The sequence below is a fragment of the Gordonia rhizosphera NBRC 16068 genome, from assembly GCF_000298195.1.
In the GTDB taxonomy this organism is placed as follows: domain Bacteria; phylum Actinomycetota; class Actinomycetes; order Mycobacteriales; family Mycobacteriaceae; genus Gordonia; species Gordonia rhizosphera.
In genome coordinates this window covers 29,849-49,913 of record NZ_BAHC01000057.1, presented here as the reverse complement: position 1 = coordinate 49,913, position 20,065 = coordinate 29,849, and the positions used below count along the sequence as shown (strand labels likewise).

Here is a 20,065-nt window from a genome sequence, read left to right as displayed (position 1 = left end):
TCCGAACCACGCACCGCATCCAACACCCGCGACGCATCCGAACCACGCACCGCATCCAACACCCGCGACGCATCCGAACCACGCACCGCATCGAGAGCTCGGGATGCATCAGAGCCACGGACCGCATCGAGGGCTCGGGATGCGTCGGAGACCACTCCGCGCGCCGCCTTGGCAGCTCCCGGTGCTCGGCGGGCGATCTCGTCGACCACGCCGGGGATCGTCGGGCTGCCGAGTCGGTCGCGGACGGCCGACAGTGCGCCCGCTCCGCGGTCGTCGAGGATGTGTCCCAGGTCGGGTGGTGCGATGGGAAGCCCGAAGCGTTGGGCGCTGACCGGCGGCGCCGAGGCAGGCCGCCCCACCGTTGTCCGCTGAGCGGACGCCGCCCGCAGCCCGGTTCCTTGCGACCGGGCGGGCCGATTCACAACGCGGATCTCACCGCTGGACGTGGGCTCGACGACCGGGGTATGGGTCCGATCGCCGCCGTCGCCGAACCCGAACATGGTCGCGAACGACACCGGCTCGGACGAACTCACCTCCGCGGATGTCTCGGCCGGCCGGTTCGAGGACACGGGCCGGCCCAGTGCGGTGCGTTGAACCGATCGCGATACCCCCGTGGGGACGTCATCAGATCCCCCAGGTGCATCACCCGGTCCCTGAGGCGCGGGCTCGCGGGCGCGTCGGTCCTCAGGCTCCGGTGGGTGCTGCTCTGCGATCTTCGGCTCTGGTGCAACGCGCGCCGTCTCGGGTGCAGAGATGACCCTCGAGGTCTGCACGGTAGCGGAGACGGGTGGCGCGGGTGAGGTAGGAGGTGCCGGCTCGCTGGGAGACATCGGCGTTTGGCGCGAGGCCGGCACCGTCTGGGGGCGCTGCACGATCCCGGCGACGGTCGCCGGGATCCCTGGTGTGTGCACCGCGGATGAGGGCACCGCCGTCGGCATCGTGGATGCCGTGGATGCCGCAAGTCGGGACACCCGCACCGCCGATGTCGCGGCCTGCACCGAGCGTGTCAGGGTCGCAGCCATCGGGACCGGGGCTTTCGGAGCGGTGTCGGTCGGGGGCACCGCTGTCTCGACTGCCAGGATCGGCACCCCGGCAACGTGATCGGTGGGTGCAGCGTCGTTCATGTGGGTGATGACGTCGCCGGCGCTCGCGGGCGCCGGGACGTCGGGGTTGACCGATGATCGTTGTGCCGCGCGGGAAACGAGCGGTTCGGTCGCGGTGATCTGTTCGTGCGGTGCCGTCGGTTCGTGCGGTGCGTGCTGCGCCGGGGCCGGGACATGCCGTGGAGCCGCCGGAACCGACCCGATCAGCTGGATCGGTCCCGGCAAAGGTGTGAGCGTTCTCCCGACGGGTGGAGCGACGGGCGCGATGTCGGCGACGGGAACCGACCTGGTGACCGATGCGGTGTCGCACGCCGCGTCGGGCCTGTGTGATGCCGGGAGGGCGGGCACCGGTGGGGACGGAGTGTCCGCGGCGAAGGCATGCCGTGGAGAACGCGCGTCGACCCGCTGGAGCGGGCCGATCGACGCCGTGCGGCGCGCGGGTTCCGGGGCCCGCATGAACGCCGTGCGGCGCGCGGGCTCCGGGCCCCGCATGAACGCCGGTCGGGCGACCTCGATCGACGCAGCGGTGTCCGGCGTCGGCGCCGCGGCGTGCCCAACTCGGATCGTCGCCGGATCGTGCAGCATCGCCGGGTCGCGCTGCAGGTCGAGAGTCGTGGCCAGTGAGGACATCACGAGTGCTTGCGATCCACCCGACAGCGACGCGGCGAACGCCCGTGTCGTGGAGATCTCGTCGGCCATCGTGACGTGCAGCGGGGCGATGGCCGGCTGCGTCACGGGCAGTGCGCGCGCCGAGGGCCCTGCGGTGGCGCGGGGTGCCGGGGTTCGCTGCACCCGGCGCTCTGCGCCGGCTCGTCGCCACGGCCATGGCCAGTCCATCGATTTCGCCTTTCATGTCACGCGATCGCGTGAGAGGTCGGTCATTCCGTCGCGGTGAGATCGTTGATCATGCCGACATAGCGTTGCCGCTCGGCATGCTCGAGGTCGAGGATCTCGTCACGACCCCAGTGGAAGTTCAGTGCGACGTACGAGATCTCGCGGTAGAGGTGTTCGATCTCGTACGTGGCTATTCCCCCAGGCGGCCCCCGGAGAGGTCGACGGCGAATTCGCCGTTGCAGTGCGGGCAGACCACCCCGGCCCGGGTGTGGCCCTCCTGGTTGATGCGCCGGTACATGTCCTGCAGGAACGCCAGATCGGAGGCGAACATGGTTTCCACGACACCCGCATGGACGTCGTCGAGCGTCCCCAACCGCGTCAACACCCGGCTGATCAGGACCACCGTGAGGTAGCCGGGGTTCTCCCGCACCCGGTCGTCGCGCTGCGACACGAGTTCGTCACGCGCGGTGGCCAGCCGCATCGTCCCCGTTCGGTGCAGGGTCCCCGAGGAGTCGACGTAGCCGCGCGGCAGCACGAAGTCGAATTCCGTGGCCAGCGTCGCGGCGTCGTCGCGCGTCTCCGGCTCTGCGCCAGGTGGATCGAGAAGTGCTGCACCACTGTGGGTTCTACGCACTGTCGACCTCCAGCCGCTCATAGGTCAGGACCAGCTTCTCGGTCAGGACGCTGGTGTCGCCGGCCTTCAACGTGTTGATCTCGAGGCTCTTGGGCCACGCGTTGGTGACCTTGTAGCGCTTCACCGCGCTGCCCTCGTAGTCGTAGACCACGATCGCCCCGCCCTTGCGGACGTCGGCCATCTTCCCGAGCTGGGAATCCTTGATCCACTTGTCGAAGCTGTTGTCGTCGGTCAGCGGTCGGGTCAGGGTCACCTCGCCCGCCTTCCAGCGGCCGGGAAGCTTCTTGATCGCGTACTTGCCGTCGGCAGCGGTGTTCGACTTGTACTCGATGACGTCCTGTTCCATCTTGAGGCCGTTGACCTCGGTGATGCTCTTGATCTGGATGCCGTCGAACTCGAGGCCGAAGGAATGGCCGACGGAGCTGTCGAATTCGGGAAGTGCCATGGTGTCACATCACTTTCGTCGTGGAGGTCACTCGGCGACCAAGCTGGTGCCGCCGGAGTACTGGGAGAGCCGGAAGATGACGAACTCGGCCGGCTTCACCGGTGCGACTCCGATCTGACAGACCACCTCGCCGGCGTCGATCCCCTCGGACGGGTTGGTCTCCGCGTCGCATTTGACGAAGAACGCCTCGTCGGGGGTCAGCCCGAACAGCGCGCCGCGGCGCCACTCGTTCGTCAGGAAGGCGGAGATGGTGCGACGCAACCGCGCCCACAGCGCAGGGTCGTTGGGCTCGAACACGACCCAGTTGGTCCCGCCGAGGATCGACTCCTCGAGGTAGTTGAAGAGGCGCCGGATGTTGAGGTAACGCCACGCCGGGTCCGACGACAGGGTGCGGGCGCCCCAGACCCGGATGCCCCGGCCCGGGAAGGACCGGATGCAGTTGATACCCGACGGATTGAGGAGATCGTGTTCATTGCGGGTGATCTGGGTCTGGATCTCGACCGCGCCGCGGACGACCTCGTTGGCGGGCGCCTTGTGTACGCCGCGCGTGTCGTCGTTGCGGCCCCAGATCCCGGCCATGAACCCCGAGGGCGGAAGATACTCGCCCTTGCCCACCCCGATCCACGGCCAGTACATCGCCGCGTACTTCGAGTCGTATCCCGTTGTCTCGGTGCGCCACTGCTTGACCTGCTGGGCGTTGAGGCCCGGCGGGGTGTCGAGGATCGCCATCCGGTCACCCATCAGTTCGCAGTGCGCGATCATCGCCAGCTGCACCGACTTCACCGTGTCGAGGTCGATGGTCTCCTGCGCGTACGCTGTCATGAGGTCGGGGATGGCGACCATGGTCACGTCGTCGATGGCCTCGAGACCCGAGAATCCGGTGCGGGTCTCGACCTCGCCGACGTAGTCCTGGGCCGACATCGTCGACGGCACCTCCGCGACCGGCGGCGGAACAACCAGGACCGCGGATTGGCCCTTGGCGATCTCACCGCCCGAGCTGCTGGTGACGGTTTCGAGTTTGATCAGTTTCGACTCGTTGTTGACCACGGTCTTGACGTTGGTCTGCCCGCGGCCCGAGATGACACCTGTGTGCTGTTCGACCACTTCCTCGCCGCGCTTGACGATGACCTTCACGCTGCCTTCCGGGGCGCCCTCGTCGGGTTCGGCGACCTCGACCGAGAGGCTGCGATCGGGTGCCGACGGGTCGACCGCGATCACCTTCATGTTCCCGACCTCGGCCTGCGCGGGCCGGGACTCGATGGCGCGGCGCGCGTCCCCGTTCTTCGACGGACTCGATCCGTCGCCGATCCGGACGATGTAGCAGTTGCCGCCGCCGTTCTGGAAATAGGCGAACACCGACTGGGCCAGTGAGGTGTTGGCCATGAACCCACCGAAGTTGGTGGTGAACTGGGTCCAGTTGGAGACCAGGGTCGGAGTATCGAACGGCCCCTTCTCGGCGAGGCCCACGAAGGCGGCGACGGCGGTTCCGACTCCCTCGATCGGGCGGGAGCCGGAGTCGACTTCTTCGACGTAGACACCGGGTGAGAGATACGAAGGCATGGGGTGCTCCTGATTCGCCGTGGAGGTGCCTCACTCTGAGGGGCCTGTGGTGTGCATCGATCATCGGTGCTGGGAGACTGTCTGCAGAATGTGCATTCGGCCGGTGCCGGGGGCAGGCATTTCCGCACGAAGGGGCATCCGAAAGGGCCCGAACGCGATTGGCACACCACGCCCTCGCGGCCACGCTGGATTCAGATGCGCGCACCACGTCGAAACCGGAAGAACCCCATGAGCGACATCATCTGCGAGGCATGCGGAACCGCGAATCCGCCGGGTACCCAGTTCTGCACGGAATGCGACGCCTATCTGGCCTGGAACCGGTCATCCGCACGGGACCGTCGGCAGTCCGGAGGGAAGTCCGGCGGGATGTCCGGCGACGGGTCCACTCGCTCGATGGGCGGTAAGGGGAGATCCGCGAGCGCGACCGACGTCAGCCGGGTGATCGCGCCGACGGTGGAGCCGGATCGGACGACCATCGACCTCGAACCCGCGGCCGCCGTCTCGACCCGGCTGCACATGTACAACCCGTCGCCCGTCGTCGACAGCTACGTGGTGCAGATCCCCGACGCACCACCGTGGTTGACCGTCGACCACGAGGAGATCAGCCTGCTCCCGAACACCGACGCGATGGTGCCGGTGAGCTTCGGTCTCGCCGCCGGCCCACTGCCCGAGGCACAGACCGTCGCCGTCGACCTCCTGACCCGGTCGATGACCGACGAGGACAAGACCACCTCGGCGACGATCGAGGTCACCGTCCCCAGGGTCGGCGGGCCGGTCGGGGTCGAGGCACATCCGTCGGTGATCAAGCTGCTCGACGAGACCGACGGCGCTGCGCGATTGACGCTGGACAACACGGCCAGCAACTATCCGCAGACGGTCACCGTTTCCGCGTCGGAGCCCGAGGGGGTGGTCGACCTGACGGTGGCACCGGCCACGGTCACCGTCGGCCCCGCCGCCACCGCGACGGCGACACTCTCCTTCCACGCCCCCACCCTCGATCACGGCGCGCAGACCGAGCGGCGGCTCACCGTCACCGCCGCCACCGGCGACGACGAGTCCGAGACGACGATCGCGGTCAGCCAGCAGCGTTCCGCCGCGCCCGAGCATGTTGCGGTGTCGCTTCGGTTGGAGCCCAGCGTCATCCGCGTCACCGACTTCAACATGGCCGATCTCGTGCTCGCGGTGGACAACCGGCGCGGGGCCGAGGACCGCACGCTGACCATCGGCGGACGCGATCCGGAGGCGCGGGTGTCGTTCACCTTCCCCACCTCGCAGGTGCGGGTCAGGGCGGGGCGGATCGTGACCGTCCCGTTGACCGTGCAGGCCGAGCCGCCCGAGGTCGGCAAGGAGGTGTCCTATCCGTTCACCGTCATCGCAACCGATGCGATCGAGGAGGTCGAGGCCACCGGCACCCTGACGCTGTCACGCTCACCCGCACCGATCACCACGGCCGCTCTTCGCCTGTATCCCAGCAAGATCTCGGTGCGCAACACCTCGACGGGTCATACCAGGCTGATCGTCGACAACACCGCCTCCGATCAGTGGCTCAGCGTGTATCTCGCCGGTTCCGACCCCGAGGCGGCGGCACGGGTCACGATCACCCCGAACACGGTGGACGTCCCGCCGCGCCGATCGGTCTGGGTGCGGACCACCGTATCCGCCGGGCCCCCGGACGCCGGCCAGAGCAGCGAACGGAGCCTGTCGTTCACCGCGACCGACGGCCACGAGTCGGTGACCTGCGAGGGCTCCTTCGCCCAGCACACCTCGGACTGGATGCCGATCGCCCGGGTCGTGCTGACCCTGCTCGGCGCCGCACTCGCGGCGGCCGGCGCCTTCGCCCCCTGGGCCCGGACACTGCCCGACTATCTCGTCCACCGGCTCCTGTCCACCCCGCTCGCCGGCTCGGATCTTGTCGAACAAACTCAACCGGCCGCCCGTGCAGCGGTTCTGGTGCTCGCCGGGGTGATGGCGCTCGGTGTGTTCGCGAGATCCGGAAAGCCGACCCAGACCGCTGCGCTGACCATGGCGGTCGGCTTCGTCGGCTACATGGAGTTCCTCACCAAGCAGTTCGGTACCGGCGGTCCGATGTACGGCGCGGTGCTGGTCGTCGTCGGTGCCGCCCTCGGTTTCCTAGGCGGGGCGTGTATCCGCCGCCGCTGACGTCGTCGACCTCTGCTCGGAGCGGGCGAACTCCGGACCGATGAGCCGGCCGAGCTTGCGGTACTCCTGTTCGATCCCGTACACGAGGTCGTCGGTGCCGACCGGATGACCGGTGTCGGCCGCACGGTAGGCCGCCGACACCGCGGCGGCCCGGATGTTACCGCCGGACATGGGGAATGCTCCCGCGCAGAATTCGAGATCGAGATGCGGCGCGCACGGTACCGGGTCGCGCAGGCATCGCCGCCACAGCTCGCGCCGGGCGTTCTCGTCCGGGCGCGGGAACTCGACGACGGCGTCGAGCCGGCGGGTGAACGCGTCGTCGAGGTTGGCGCGCAGATTGGTGGTCAGGATCGCCAGGCCGCGGAAGGACTCCATGCGCGCCAGCAGATAAGCGGTCTCGACATTGGCGTAGCGGTCCTGCGCGTCGCGGACCTCGCTGCGTTTGCCGAAGAGCGCGTCGGCCTCGTCGAACACGAGAACGGCGTTGACCGATTCGGCCTCGGCGAAGATCCGGTCGAGGTTCTTCTCGGTCTCCCCGATCCATTTCGACACCACCGACGCCAGGTCCACGGTGTACATGTCGAGTCCGAGGTCGGCCGCGAGCACCTCGGCGGCCATGGTCTTCCCGGTGCCGGAATCGCCCGCGAACAAACCGATCACGCCGTGGCCCCGACCACCGCCCGGCCGCATCCGCCACTCGCCGAGCACCCGCTCCCGGTATCGTGCGCGCGCGGCGAGATCACGCAACATCTGGGTGGTGGACGCCGGCAATACCAGATCATCCCAGTCCACCGCCGGTGTGGTGCGACGTGCCAGACGCTGCAGCCCGGCCGAGTTCAGCATCCGCGCGCCCTCCCTGACATGACCCACCGTCATCGTCGTGGCGTCGACGTCGGCGACGGCCGCCGCATTGGCGACGGCGCGCCGGATCTGCGCGGGGTTCAGCGCGTACACCGCCACGTCGCCGACCTGTATCCCGCTGTCCGCCTGGCCGATCCCGTTTCGCCACATCGCCAGCCGATCGGCGGTGGCCACGGCCGGGACCTCGACCAGGATCGGGAGGCGGTCACCGGTCTCGGGCGCCCACGGTCCGTGCCCGACCAGGACGACCGGTGTCGGGCACTCGAACAGGGTTGCGCACGAATCCGATTCGGACAGCTCGTGGAAGCTCTCGACGACGACGACCGCGTCGGTCAAGACGGCCTCGCGGCGCACCGCATGCAGGATGGCCCCGACGTCTCGCCCGCCGAGGCGCCGCGCATCGATCACCAGGCTGCGTCGCCGCACTTCGGCGGCCGCGGCCACCACCGCGGCGCTGCCGACGCCGGATGTGTCGTCGCGCAGGTAGATCAGCCCCCACGACGAGCGCAACGCCCGAGCAACCCGCGACGTCGTCTCACCGCGGTGCAGGCCGGGGTCGACGAGGATGTCGGTGAGCGCACGTGGCGGCGCGTCGTCGCCGAGGAGGTGGTCGACGACCCGGTCGGGCACTCGCAGCGTGCGGGTGAGAAACGGGCGGTCGACGTCGGAGAATTCCAGCAGCCCCAGACTCGCCAGCGGTGCGCCCGGTGCCAGACGCGCACGTGCCACGGCGTCCCAGGTGGAGTATCCGGCCAACGCCAAGGCCAGGCCCGGTGATGCGCGTCGACGAGACACGTCGTCGTTCAGATAGCCGTACAGCCGCTCCCATCGGGCGTCGATCTCCGGCAGCGCGCAGATCAGGAGGAGTTCGACGTCGAGGTCGGTCAGTCCCGCGCATCGGGCCAGCCGGCGAAGCCGGAACTCGCCACCGTGCGCCTCCTCGACGTCGGCCCGGTCCTCGATGACGAGTAGGCGGTCACCGTGGGTGGATGGCGGGTCGTCGTGCGGGGCCAGCAGCGCATCCACCGTCTCCTCCCCGACGTAGAGGCCGCGAAACGGATCGTCGGGGGTGGGATCGACGCTTCTGCGAAAGGCGACGACCTGCGAAATCCTGTTCTCCACCAACTCCATCCGGGCGCGCAGGTACCACAGACCGTCTCTCACCACGGTCCTCCGGTCCCGGGCGTCTCGTCGATTCGCGGTCGGCGGCGGATTTCCGCGGACTGCGCAGCATCCCGCATGCCGCCGGTGCGGAGCACGGGAACCCGAACGGGAGGCCCGACCGGCTGCGTCGACCTCACCGCCAGGGGCGCGCAGATCACCACGTCGACGGATGGTTTGAGCTCGCCGCCGAGCGCGCTCCAGACATCGGCGAACGACCGGTCCTCTGACGGCGGCAACGCGACCGTCATCGTCACCGGCAGTGCGAGTTCGGCCAGCGAACCCGTGAGCCGGTCGGTGGGGATCGACTGGTAGTTGATCAGACAGCGCAGCAGCCGGGCCAACAGCCCGTGCTCGTCCTCCGGCCGCTGGGTCCACGCGGCCACCAGGTAGGACAACCGGAAGTAGCGGGGCGGACTGTGTCGCGACACCGCCCGACCGTCTCGGTACTCCTCGACGAAGCCGCTCTCGCGGCGACGGACGTCCTCGCGGATGTCGTAGAGGTACGCGCAGATCGTCGGCGCGCTCCGTTTGCTCGCCCACTCCTTGGTCGGGGCGTCGAAGGCGAGATCGACGTCGGCACCCGCGAGCGCCTCATCGACGATGATCGCCCTCAGAGCGGCGTCGATCTCGTCGATCATCTCAGATCAGTCCCTCGCGAAGGGCATACGCGACGGCGTGCGACCGGTTGCGCAACTGCAACCGCGAGGTGACCTCGTGCAGAATGTTCTTGACCGTCCGTTCGCTGTAGCAGAGCTGTTTGGCGATCGCGGCGGTGTCGTATCCCTCCGAAACCAGTCGGATCACATCGATCTCGCGTTCGGTCAGCCCCGAGAAGTGGATGCCGCGTGGCGCCAGCACCTGTCGCTGCAGCCGACCCACCTGTCCGAGGAGGTTACCCACCAGGTCCGCGGGTACCACCCCACCGCCGTCGGCCACCTTGCGGATGTGCCGGGTCAGCGAGTCGGCGGTGGCCTCGCAGCGGCGGACCAGTCCGCTGACCCCGGCCTCGGCGGCCGCCACGACGACGCCGTCGTCGATGGTTCCGAGGACGAGCATCGTTCTCGGAACGCCATTGCGCTGCAAGGCCTTCAGATTGCGGCGCACGGCGTCGTCGAGTTGGTCGGCGACGACCACGGCCACCTCGGCGGTGTCCAGCGCCGTCTCCGAGACCACCACGACCTCGGGGCGCAGGCTCAGTTGGCTCACGACACCGGCCTGCAGGACCGGGTCGTTCGAATACACGTAGGTGATGATTCTGCGTTGCATGATCTCTCGTCTCCCAACATCGTTCATGCCGCGGGCGATCGCCCGCTAATCCTGACGCGTGCCGCATCGACCGCAGAACGCCTGACCCGGCGGGATCTCGAATCCGCAATTGCGGCAGCGGATTCCACCGGTGCTCTGGGCGGGTCCCATCGGTTGCGTCGTCGCGCCGGCGGCCGGTCCGGGGGTGGGCGCCGGTCCGGCCCCGGGGGCCGGGGGTCGCGCGTAGGCACCGGCGGGCAGGACGTCACCGGGGACGTCGCCGGCGGCGCGATTGCCGCGGCGCGTGTAGAGATAGAAGCCGATGCCGCCGGCGAGGGCGAGCGCGACGAGCACGGCACCGCCGATCAGCAGTGACGAGGTGATGTCGGAGGTGGAACCGGTCCCGCCGCCGGCGGCCTCCCGGCGCCGCACTGCGTCGGTCTTGAGTTCGGCGACGTTCGGGTAGCCGGGTGACAGCTGGGCCGACTTGTCGAAGTTCTCGATCGCGGCGGAGAAGTCGCCGCTGTAGTATTCGTCGAGCCCGGTCCGGTAGGCCTCGTCCGCCGCCGACAGGGCAGAGGTCACGCCGTTGTTCTTCAACATCTCACTGAGTTCGGCGGCCGCCGTCACGTAGTACGCACCTGCGTCGTCGGCCTTCCGGAAACTGTTGACGCCGATGACCTTTCCGTCTTCACCGATCGTCGGACCGCCACTCATCCCAGGGGACATCTCGGCGCTGACCTCGATCACCGACGACGCTCCCAGCGTCTTGATGGCGCTGATGGCGCCGCTGCGCGCGGTCGGCTCCAGGTTGGCGAAGTCGATTTCGGCGTCGGTTTCGGTGTCGACCGGATAGCCGATCGCCTGGACGGGCTGCGCGATCTCGGGCCGGGTGGCCGACAACTCCGACGACGGCAGATTCGTCCGCGCCACTTTCAGCAACGCGAGATCTCCCTGGCGCAGCGACCGGACATCCACCACCCGGGCGGCGACGGGTTTCACGGCATCGCCCGCGGGGTCGGGCAACAGCACGGAGACCTCCAGGCCGGTCGTGGCGATCTCGTCGAGTATCTGATTGCTCGACGCGGCGGTGGTGTCGTCTCCGGTCAGGTGCTGCGGGTCGACACAGTGGCCGGCCGTCGCGATATAGCCATCGGGGTTCACGACGAAGCCGCTGCAGCGGGTGGTCACCGAGCCCGGTATGGCACTTTCCAGATAGACCACGGCCGGACGAATCACGGCCGCAGCCCGGGTGGCCGGCGAATCGGTCGGTACGGGCGCCGCTCCGGCCGGGGCGGCCCACAGAGCCGCCGACGCCCCGACGACTGTGGCGACAACGGCTGCGCCGCCTCGGATACCGCGACGTCGCGGTGGGAGTGGTGATGACATGATGTCTCGTTCCCTGAGTCCCTGAGTCATTGAGTCACTGGGTCACTGGACGGGGACCGACGAGGGGACGACGACATCGGTGACGACCTCTTGTGCGGGGACGGACGCACCGGCCGGTGCACCACCCAGATCCCCACCCTGGCCGGCCTGGCCCTGACCTTCGGTGCCACCGGTGTTGCTCTGGCCGTCGCCGCCCGTATCCGGCTGTGTGCCTGCCCCGTCACCGGTCCCTGGCGCCTCCTGGCCACCACCGGTGCCCTGGTCGCCGGTGCCGTCCTGTTGTCCCCCACCGTCGGTCCCCTCGCCGTTCGGTGCGGAGGAGTCGACGCCGGCCGACTGCGACGGAGGACACGGCCCGGGGTCGCAGGACACGACCGGCTGCGACGGCGACACGGGTTCCGAGGTTTCCGAGGTCGTCACCGTTGTGCTCGGCGTCTCGCTGGTCGTGTGCGGCGGCAGCACCACCTTGTGTTCCTGCCAGCCCGTCCACTGGTCGCCGGTGTAGGTGGTGTCGCCGAGGGACACGTCGGCCGGTGTCAGCGGACTGCCGCTGGCACACCGGACCCGTGGCACCCACTTGGGGTCGACCAGGATGGCGGTTCCCGACTGGAGCAGGGCGTCGAACGCCGTCGAGTGTCCGTCCTCGAACCCGTGGTCGGTGACCAGGGTGTCCTGCATCAGCACGACCGGCCTCAGCGTCGCCACATAGTCGGGGATGTCACCGACACCGAGGACGTTGCGCCAGGCATCGGCCTTGTCGGGCTCCGACTCCAGGAAGGCGACGAGCTTGGTCTTGTTGCAGATCGTCAGCTGGGTCGAGCCGCCGTACAGACCGACCGTCACGCCGTCGGCGGTCGTCCCCTGTCCGGCCGGCCCGGTGACCTTCGCGTCGAGGGTGACGACCTTCGACGGATCGACCGGTTCTGCGATCGATTGCGTCCACGGGGAATCTCCCGCGGACGTCGCCGCCTCGAGGGTGACCGCACTCGTCTCGGGTGCGACGTCCTTGGTGCATCCGGCGAGCACCAGGATCGCTACCGCCGCCGCGGCCGCCAGCGTGAACCATGCGGCCACGCCAGTACTACTCCGATGTCCCTTCGCCATGCACCCTATGCTCGTGGTGCAGGGCCACGATGACACGCGTAGCGGACTACTCCTGTTCCCCGGCCGGCACTACGTAACCGGTGATGTGACCTACCTCACTTTCAGGTAGGTCAACTGGCCACGGGGCCCCGAACGATCAGAACACCGCCGAACGGAGCGCGATCTCCGATGCCAGCGCGGCACTCGCCTGCTGGGGGATCCAGTGCCCCACACCGGCGAGCTCGCAGAACCGGAAGTCCGAGTAGACGTATCGACTGCTGAGCTGGGCCTGCTCACGACCGAGCGTATCGTCCTCGTTGCCCCAGAGCAGGGTCGTCGGGATCTCCACCGCAGGGCACGCCAGCTTCTCGGCGATGTCGCCGGTGAAGTTGGCCCGGTACCAGTTGAGCGGCCCGGTCAATGCCCCGCGCTTGGTCAGCGGCTTGAGTTCCTCGGCACTCACCCCGGCCTCTCGCAGCACCGCACCGCTCTTGGCCAGCAGTTTCTTCTCCGCTCCCTCGGCGATGAAATCCTTGATGTAGATGGATTTCTCGCGCTGGTCCCCCATCGCCAGCGCGTCGCGCATCGCCGACGGGTGCCCCGTGCTGGCCGCCACCAGGCCGGTGAACCGATCCGGATGCTTCCCGGCCAGATGCCATGCGACGATCCCGCCCCAGTCGTGTCCCACCAGCATCGCGTACTGCACACCGAGCGCGTCGAGAACCCCGAGCGCATCAGCGACCAGGCAATTCAGCCGGTAGTCGTCCACCGACTCCGGTCGCGCCCCCGCGCTGTAGCCACGCTGATCGAAAACGACTGTGCGCAGACCACTTTCATGAAGCCTCGGCAGCACCGCGTCGTAGCACGAGCTGTTCACCGGGAAACCGTGCAAGAGCAGCACCCATTTCCCCCCCTCAGGCCCGCCTGTCCGGGCATCGAAGGTGAGCTCACCCACCTTCACCGTGTGCTGTTGCATGTCCACCGGCACAGAATATGCGAGATCGGCACATTCCGACGTCTCCGCGGGTCAGGACAGACGGTGGGCGATGACGGGCAGGTCCGGATCGGGCCCTCGCTCGACGATGGTGGCCAGAGCGGTCATGTCGAGGTGGGCCTCGAGCAGATCGGCGATCAGATCGACCTGGGCGGTGCGAATCCGGTCCACCACGGTGTCGGTCGCAACCGTGAAAGCCCTCTTCCCGGCCTCGTCGGCGACCGTGCGCAGGAAGTCGCGCCGGAACTCGTCGGCGGCCATCAGGCCGTGCCAGTGGGTCCCGCGCACCGGGCCGCGCACCGCGCCCTCCTCGCCGTGGACGGCATCGGTGATCCAGCCCGGAACGCCCGACGAAGCCACCCGGCCATGGTGGATCTCGTATCCGCCGATCGAATGACCCGCAGCGGTCCCGGTGACCTGACGCAGGATCTTGTGGTCATCGAATGCGAACTCGACGTCGAGCAGACCGAGTCCGTCGACCGGCCCGAGACGCGACTCGACCGGGTCGTCGATGCGGGTGCCGAGCATCTGGAAACCGCCGCAGATACCGAGCACCGGCAGTCCGCGCCGGGCCCGGGCGGCAAGCGCACCGTCGATGCCACGCTCCCGCAGCCAGCCCAGGTCCGAGACGGTGGCGCGGGTGCCGGGCAGGACCGCGAGGTCGGCGGCGAGGACGCTGCCCGGATCGTCGACCCAGGTGACGTCGACGCCCGGTTCGCAGGCCAGCGCCTCGACGTCGGTCGTGTTCGACACGCGTGGGAGCCGGACCGCCGCCACGGTCAGCCGCGCCGATACGTCACCGGCCGACCCGGCATCAGGTGGGCCCACCCGCCGACCGACGGGCACGGCGAGCGAATCCTCCGCGTCGATCCACAGATCGGAGCGGAACGGGAGGACACCGAGTGTGGTCCGCCCGGTGAGTTCCCGGAGCCGATGGAGGCCGGGCGCCAGGATCGACGGGTCGCCGCGGAACTTGTTGATCACGTATCCGGCGATCAGGCGCTGATCGTCGGCGTCGAGCACCGCCGTCGTCCCGAACAGATGCGCCAGCGAACCACCCCGGTCGATGTCGGTGACCAGGAGTACCGGCATCCCGGCCGCCTGTGCGAGGCCCATGTTGGCGATGTCGGTGGCCCGCAGATTGATCTCGGCGACCGAACCGGCGCCCTCGCAGATCACGACGTCGAAATCGTTGCGCAGCGACGACAACTCGCCGGCCACGATCGCGGCCAGATCGCTGCGCCGGCGGTGGTAGTCGCGTGCCCCGACGTCGCCGGCGGGACGCCCTCGCACCACGACGTGGGAGCGGCGGTCGCTGCCCGGCTTGAGCAGCACCGGATTGAAGCGGGTCGACGGCGCGAGCCCGCAGGCGTAGGCCTGCAGTGCCTGCGCGCGACCGATCTCCCCGCCGTCGAGGGTGACCACCGAGTTGTTCGACATGTTCTGCGCCTTGAACGGCGCCACCCGGATTCCCTGCCGCACGAACAGTCGGCACAACCCGGCGACGACGAGACTCTTCCCGGCATCGGAACTGGTCCCGCCGACGAGCAACGCCCCCTTCACGCGCGCCGTTTCACGCGTCGGGCAAGGTCAGGATCTCCGCCCCGTCCTCGGTCACCACCAGGGTGTGTTCGAACTGGGCGGTCCACTTCTTGTCGGTGGTCACCACCGTCCAGCCGTCCTCCCAGATCTCATATCCGAGGCCGCCGAGGTTGATCATCGGTTCGATGGTGAAGACCATCCCGGGCTCGATGACGGTGTCGACGTCGGGCTGGTCGTAGTGCAGGACCACCAGGCCGTTGTGAAACGTCTCACCGATGCCGTGGCCGGTGAAGTCACGGACGACGTGGTAACCGAACCGGTTCGCATAGGACTCGATGACCCGGCCGATAACGTTGAGTTCGCGTCCGGGTTTGACCGCCTTGATCGCCCGCTCGGTCGCGATCCGGGTGCGCTCGACCAGATCGGCGACCTCCGCGGACACGTCGCCCGCGAGGAACGTCGCGTTGGTGTCGCCGTGCGCGCCGTCGATGTAAGCGGTCACGTCGATGTTGACGATGTCCCCGTCCTCGATCACCGTCGAGTCCGGGATGCCGTGGCAGATGACCTCGTTCAACGAGGTGCAGCAGGACTTCGGGAACCCCTTGTAGCCCAGTGTCGACGGGTAGGCGCCGTGGTCGACCATGTACTCGTGGGCGATCCGGTCGAGTTCGTCGGTGGTCACCCCGGGGGCGACGGCCTTCCCGGCCTCGGCGAGCGCGTTGGCCGCGATCTTGCCGGCGACACGAACCTTCTCGATGGTCTCCGGCGTCTGCACCCAGGGCTCGTGTCCCTCGTGCACCGTCGGTTTCCACGCGTACTCGGGGCGCTCGATGGAATCCGGGACCGGGCGGGTCGGCGAGATGGTGCCGGGCCGCAAGGCAGCGCGAACAGTCATGCAGCCAAGCTTATCCAGACGTGGCAGAGCACAGGTGCCGCGCCCGCGTCACGCCGGTCCACACGGCGCCCTCGGCACCCGCGTCAGCGCTACGCCTCGAGTCGCGGGAATGCTCAGGAGCGGGCGCCGGTCGCGTAGCCGGGTGGCAGGAACGAGAAGAAGTCTCGGGTCACCCCGACCGCGTTGTTCGAGTCGCCACCCCGCACGACCAGCGTCGCGAAGGCCAGATCGCCGCGATACCCCGCGAACCAGGCGTGCGAACCGCCGTCGAACTCCGCCTCACCGGTCTTGCCGAGAACATCTCCCATCGAGGCGATGACGGTGCCCGTACCCTGGGTGACCACCGCGCGCATCATCGGCCGCAGTTCCGCCGCCACTCCGGGCGCCAGGGTCGGCCTCGGCCCTTCGACCTTCGTCGGCCGACCCAGGATCAGCTGCGGCACCGGGGCCTTGCCGTTGTGGGCCACGGTCGCGGCCACCAGCGCCAGACCCAACGGGCTCACCAGAACCTTGCCCTGGCCGAACCCGTCCTCGCTGCGCGCCACGAGTGCCGGTTCGATCGGCACCGAACCCGACACCGCATCGAGACCCGCGATCTCGTACTGCTGACCGATGCCCATCGCGGCGGCGGTGTGAGCCAGATCCGACGGCCCCATTTTGCTCGCGAGATGAGCGAAGGTGGTGTTGCACGAACTGGCGAACGCCTGCAGCATCGGCACCGGGCCGAGGGAGAACCTGTCGTAGTTGGGAATGCGTCGGGGTCCGATCTCGATCTCGCCGGGACACGGCACGATCGAGCCCGGATGAGCCAGGTTGCGGCTGATCGCGGCGGCTGCCGTCACCATCTTGAAGGTCGAACCCGGCGGGTAGAGACCGCTGGTCGCGATCGGGCCCTGCCGGTCGGCCGCGCGGTTCTGTGCGATCGCGAGGATGTGGCCGGTCGATGGCTGGATCACCACCATGGCGATCTGGAATCGGTTGGTGGCGTCGACGGCGCGCTGCGCGGCGTTCTGCACGCGCCGCGACAGGCTCAGCGAGATCGCGGGCGCGGGTTCGGGAGCCTCGTCGACGAGCACGTCCGCGTCGAGTCCGTTGGGGTTGACGGTCACGACCCGCCATCCGACGCGCCCGTCCATCTCTCCGTCGACGACCTTCTTGACCTCGGTCAGCAATGCGGGAGCGAAATCCCGGTCCTTTGCGACAAGTTCCGCCTGGACGTTGTGGACGACGCCGGGGATGGCCAATTGGTCACGGAGCCGGTCGAAGTCGCGCTCCGACAACCGCGTGATCGGGTATTGCTGATCGTTCGCGGTCGACTCCTCGGCGATCTTCTGCGCGTCGAGTCCCGGGGCGAACGGGCGCAGCACCGACACCAGACGCGTCACCGAATCGACCACCGAACCGTTCTCGGCGGCCTGCCGCGCATCGAAGTTGATCCCGATCATCGAACCGTTGACGAGGACCTTGGAACCGTCCGACTCGTTCACGGTGGCCCGCGGCGCCTGCACGGTCCGGAACGAAAGCCGTTGGTTGGCACCGAGATCCGGATGGATGTCGGTCGAGGTCCAGCGCACCGACCAGCCCTTGTCGGACCGGGCGAGTTTTACGTGGGCCGGATAGTCCCAGACGCGTTCCTGCGGCAGGCCCCAGTGGTAGGCGACCTCGATGTCGGCGGTGTCACCGGTCACCTGCACCTTGCCGGTGCTCGCGGTGAGATCGTCGGCCCCGAGGCCCTCCCACGCGGCGTCTAGTTCGGTCCGGGCCCGGTCGGGGTTGTCGGTGAGATCGGCCGCGGCGGCGATGTCGCGCGCGGTGTAGGCAGCGAGGAACTGTTCGACCGCCTGACGCGGACCGTCGTCGGTGGTGGCGCATCCCGCCACCGTCAGCGCCACGGCAGCACTCACCGACACACACGCCACGTTGATCACACGCCGTCTCATCTGCAACATCAGTTGCGATCTTATGGCGACGTGATCCCGATTCCGTTGCGCCACGCGCGTGGAATGTCAGAATGCCTACGTTTTTCGCGGCTCAGTCGATGAGAACGGTCGAGAACGTGCCGACCTGGGTGAACCCGATCTGCCGGTAGACCTCCCGCGCGGGCAGGTTGAAACTGTTGACGTAAAGGCTCGGCATGCGACCGTGCGCGATGATCGCCGCGGCGACGGCAGCGGTGCCGCCCGCGCCGAGGCCCTCGCCCCGACGATGCGGCGCCACCCAGACCCCCTGGATCTGGCCGACACGGCGGGACAGCGAACCGATTTCGGCCTTGAACACGACCTCGCCGCCGTCGAATCGGGCGAAGACACGGTGCGCGGTGACCAACGACGACAGGCGCCGACGATACGAACGACCCCCGTCCCCGGCACACGGGTCCACCCCGACCTCACCGACGAACATGTCGATCGCCGCGGGTACATAGGCGTCGAGGTCGTCGAGGGTCACCAGTCGCACCCGCGGATCCGGTGCCACCGCCGGCGGCCCGGTCAACGCCAGCAACGGCTGGGAGTCGCGGATCTCACGCGCGGGCCCCCATGACGGTTGGATGCGGTCCCAGAACGGCATCACGAACTCCGCCCGGCCGACGATCGACGAGCAGATCCGTGGCGAGGACGAGGCACGGTCCGCAAAACTCTCCATGTCGCTCGTCGAGCCGAGCAACGGGATGAGGTTGGCGCCGGAGAAACACAGCGATGTGGTGGGGCTGTCGACGGTCCACAGTTCGCCGCCGAGCAGTCGTGGGTTGATGCCGTGGGATTCGAGGCGGGCGGCGACCATGCACATGGCCACCGGATCGGACGCCATGGCGCGTTCGACGGCCGGCGCGTCGCGCGCGCCCAACGGCCGGTCACCCAGAAGCTTCAGCACCACCGCTCCTCTGAACTGGTCATGCAGGTCACGACCTGCGGCCTGGCGGGTCGGCCCTCGTCGGGCCACTCGCCGACGACGGTCAGCCGACCGTCACGACAGGTGAACCCACCTGAGTGTCCCCATCAGTGTCACCCGACTCACCCGCTATCCGCAGCGCTTCCTCGATCAACGTCTCGACGATCGCCGACTCCGGCACGGTCTTGATGACCTCGCCCTTGACGAAGATCTGGCCCTTGCCGTTGCCCGACGCGACACCGAGATCGGCCTCGCGGGCCTCCCCCGGACCGTTGACGACGCATCCCATCACCGCCACCCGCAGCGGCACATCGAGACCCTCGAGGCCTGCGGTGACCTCGTCGGCCAGCTTGTAGACGTCGACCTGCGCGCGCCCGCAGGACGGACACGACACGATCTCGAGTTTGCGGGGTCGCAGATTCAGCGACTGCAGGATCTGGTCACCGACCTTGACCTCCTCGGCCGGCGGCGCCGACAACGACACCCGGATGGTGTCGCCGATACCGTCGGAGAGCAGCGCGCCGAACGCGACCGCCGACTTGATGGTGCCCTGGAATGCCGGGCCCGCCTCGGTCACTCCGAGATGCAGCGGGTAGTCGCACTGGGCCGCGAGCTGGCGGTAGGCCTCCACCATGATCACCGGATCGTTGTGCTTGACCGAGATCTTGATGTCGCCGAAGCCGTGTTCCTCGAACAGGCTCGCCTCCCACAGCGCCGATTCGACGAGCGCCTCCGGGGTCGCCTTTCCGTACTTCTTGAGTAGACGCGGGTCCAGCGACCCGGCGTTGACGCCGATCCGGATAGGGACGCCGGCCGCGGATGCGGCGTGCGCGACCTCCTTCACCCGGCCGTCGAACTCCTTGATGTTGCCGGGGTTGACACGCACCGCCGCACAGCCGGCGTCGATAGCGGCGAAGATGTAGCGCGGCTGGAAATGGATGTCGGCGATCACCGGGATCTGCGAGTGCTCGGCGATGGTCGACAGCGCGTCGGCGTCCTCCTGCCGCGGGCAGGCGACCCGCACGATGTCGCAACCCGACGCGGTCAGTTCGGCGATCTGCTGCAGCGTCGCGTTGACATCATGGGTCTTGGTGGTGGTCATCGACTGCACCGAGATCGGGTGGTCGCTGCCGACCCCGACCCGGCCGACCTGGATCTGGCGGGTCTTTCGGCGCGGCGCGAGGACCGGCGGTGGTCCCGACGGCATGCCGAGCGTCACACCGCCGCCGGTCTCCGATGTTGCTGGGGCGTTCATCTCGTTCACCTCGAA

Annotated in this window: 16 protein-coding genes and 1 pseudogene; 1 reads left to right on the top strand and 16 read right to left on the bottom strand. The window is 68.5% G+C overall.

The annotated features are described in order from the left end of the window. From GORHZ_RS06385 to GORHZ_RS06370, 5 genes and pseudogenes are all read right to left on the bottom strand, one after another. Positions 1–1,940, bottom strand: a pseudogene (locus GORHZ_RS06385) (hypothetical protein); the annotation flags it as partial. A 41-nt stretch (positions 1,941–1,981) separates the two neighbouring features. Then, entirely contained in the window at positions 1,982–2,116 is a 135-nt protein-coding gene (locus tag GORHZ_RS32180) for a DUF6760 family protein (protein ID WP_373279566.1), read from the bottom strand. 11 nt (positions 2,117–2,127) lie between these two features. Continuing rightward, positions 2,128–2,571: a hypothetical protein gene (locus GORHZ_RS31375; RefSeq protein WP_006331375.1), complete on the bottom strand. Its 444-nt coding sequence runs from the start codon at positions 2,569–2,571 to the stop codon at positions 2,128–2,130. Next, the gene (locus tag GORHZ_RS06375; protein ID WP_006331374.1) at positions 2,564–3,016 is read right to left on the bottom strand and encodes a phage tail protein; all 453 of its coding nucleotides are present in this window, start codon (positions 3,014–3,016) and stop codon (positions 2,564–2,566) included. Before GORHZ_RS06375 ends, GORHZ_RS31375 begins: the two co-directional genes overlap by 8 nt. Positions 3,017–3,043: 27 nt before the next feature. Continuing rightward, positions 3,044–4,576, bottom strand: coding sequence for a phage tail sheath family protein (locus GORHZ_RS06370; RefSeq protein ID WP_006331373.1), 1,533 nt, complete (start codon positions 4,574–4,576; stop codon positions 3,044–3,046). Positions 4,577–4,804: 228 nt separating this feature from the next. Here GORHZ_RS06370 and GORHZ_RS06365 point away from each other — a divergent pair, with 228 nt between their 5' ends. Continuing rightward, positions 4,805–6,736, top strand: a complete 1,932-nt coding sequence (locus tag GORHZ_RS06365) for a zinc ribbon domain-containing protein (RefSeq protein WP_006331372.1) — start codon at positions 4,805–4,807, stop codon at positions 6,734–6,736. On the opposite strand, the gene GORHZ_RS06360 is transcribed toward GORHZ_RS06365, so the two are convergent. From GORHZ_RS06360 to ispG, 11 genes are all read right to left on the bottom strand, one after another. Then, positions 6,707–8,761: an ATP-binding protein gene (locus GORHZ_RS06360; protein WP_245551359.1), complete on the bottom strand. Its 2,055-nt coding sequence runs from the start codon at positions 8,759–8,761 to the stop codon at positions 6,707–6,709. The genes GORHZ_RS06365 and GORHZ_RS06360 overlap by 30 nt on opposite strands. Further along, a complete protein-coding gene (locus GORHZ_RS06355) occupies positions 8,758–9,399 on the bottom strand; it encodes a Pvc16 family protein (RefSeq protein WP_006331370.1) in 642 nt (213 codons plus the stop codon). The genes GORHZ_RS06360 and GORHZ_RS06355 overlap by 4 nt, the downstream gene beginning before the upstream one ends. Position 9,400: 1 nt before the next feature. After that, on the bottom strand, positions 9,401–10,027 hold the full coding sequence (locus GORHZ_RS06350; protein WP_006331369.1) for a response regulator transcription factor: 627 nt from the start codon (positions 10,025–10,027) through the stop codon (positions 9,401–9,403). 45 nt (positions 10,028–10,072) lie between these two features. Continuing rightward, positions 10,073–11,395, bottom strand: coding sequence for a trypsin-like peptidase domain-containing protein (locus GORHZ_RS06345; RefSeq protein ID WP_169330660.1), 1,323 nt, complete (start codon positions 11,393–11,395; stop codon positions 10,073–10,075). Between the two features lie 42 nt (positions 11,396–11,437). Further along, complete coding sequence (locus GORHZ_RS29415; protein ID WP_006331362.1) at positions 11,438–12,469, bottom strand: DUF6777 domain-containing protein; 1,032 nt, start codon at positions 12,467–12,469, stop codon at positions 11,438–11,440. 166 nt (positions 12,470–12,635) lie between these two features. Continuing rightward, the gene (locus tag GORHZ_RS06335) at positions 12,636–13,454 is read right to left on the bottom strand and encodes an alpha/beta fold hydrolase (protein WP_373279565.1); all 819 of its coding nucleotides are present in this window, start codon (positions 13,452–13,454) and stop codon (positions 12,636–12,638) included. A gap of 51 nt (positions 13,455–13,505) precedes the next feature. Next, the gene (locus GORHZ_RS06330) at positions 13,506–15,035 is read right to left on the bottom strand and encodes a cobyric acid synthase (RefSeq protein WP_006331359.1); all 1,530 of its coding nucleotides are present in this window, start codon (positions 15,033–15,035) and stop codon (positions 13,506–13,508) included. Between the two features lie 10 nt (positions 15,036–15,045). Further along, a complete protein-coding gene (map, locus tag GORHZ_RS06325; RefSeq protein WP_006331358.1) occupies positions 15,046–15,909 on the bottom strand; it encodes a type I methionyl aminopeptidase in 864 nt (287 codons plus the stop codon). 113 nt (positions 15,910–16,022) lie between these two features. Further along, positions 16,023–17,858, bottom strand: coding sequence for a penicillin-binding transpeptidase domain-containing protein (locus tag GORHZ_RS06320; protein WP_006331356.1), 1,836 nt, complete (start codon positions 17,856–17,858; stop codon positions 16,023–16,025). Between the two features lie 82 nt (positions 17,859–17,940). Next, a complete protein-coding gene (locus GORHZ_RS06315; RefSeq protein ID WP_006331354.1) occupies positions 17,941–18,777 on the bottom strand; it encodes a GNAT family N-acetyltransferase in 837 nt (278 codons plus the stop codon). Positions 18,778–18,859: 82 nt separating this feature from the next. After that, positions 18,860–20,050 (bottom strand): flavodoxin-dependent (E)-4-hydroxy-3-methylbut-2-enyl-diphosphate synthase, encoded by a 1,191-nt coding sequence (gene ispG / locus GORHZ_RS06310; RefSeq protein ID WP_040530429.1) that lies wholly within the window; start codon positions 20,048–20,050, stop codon positions 18,860–18,862. Positions 20,051–20,065: the final 15 nt, after the last annotated feature.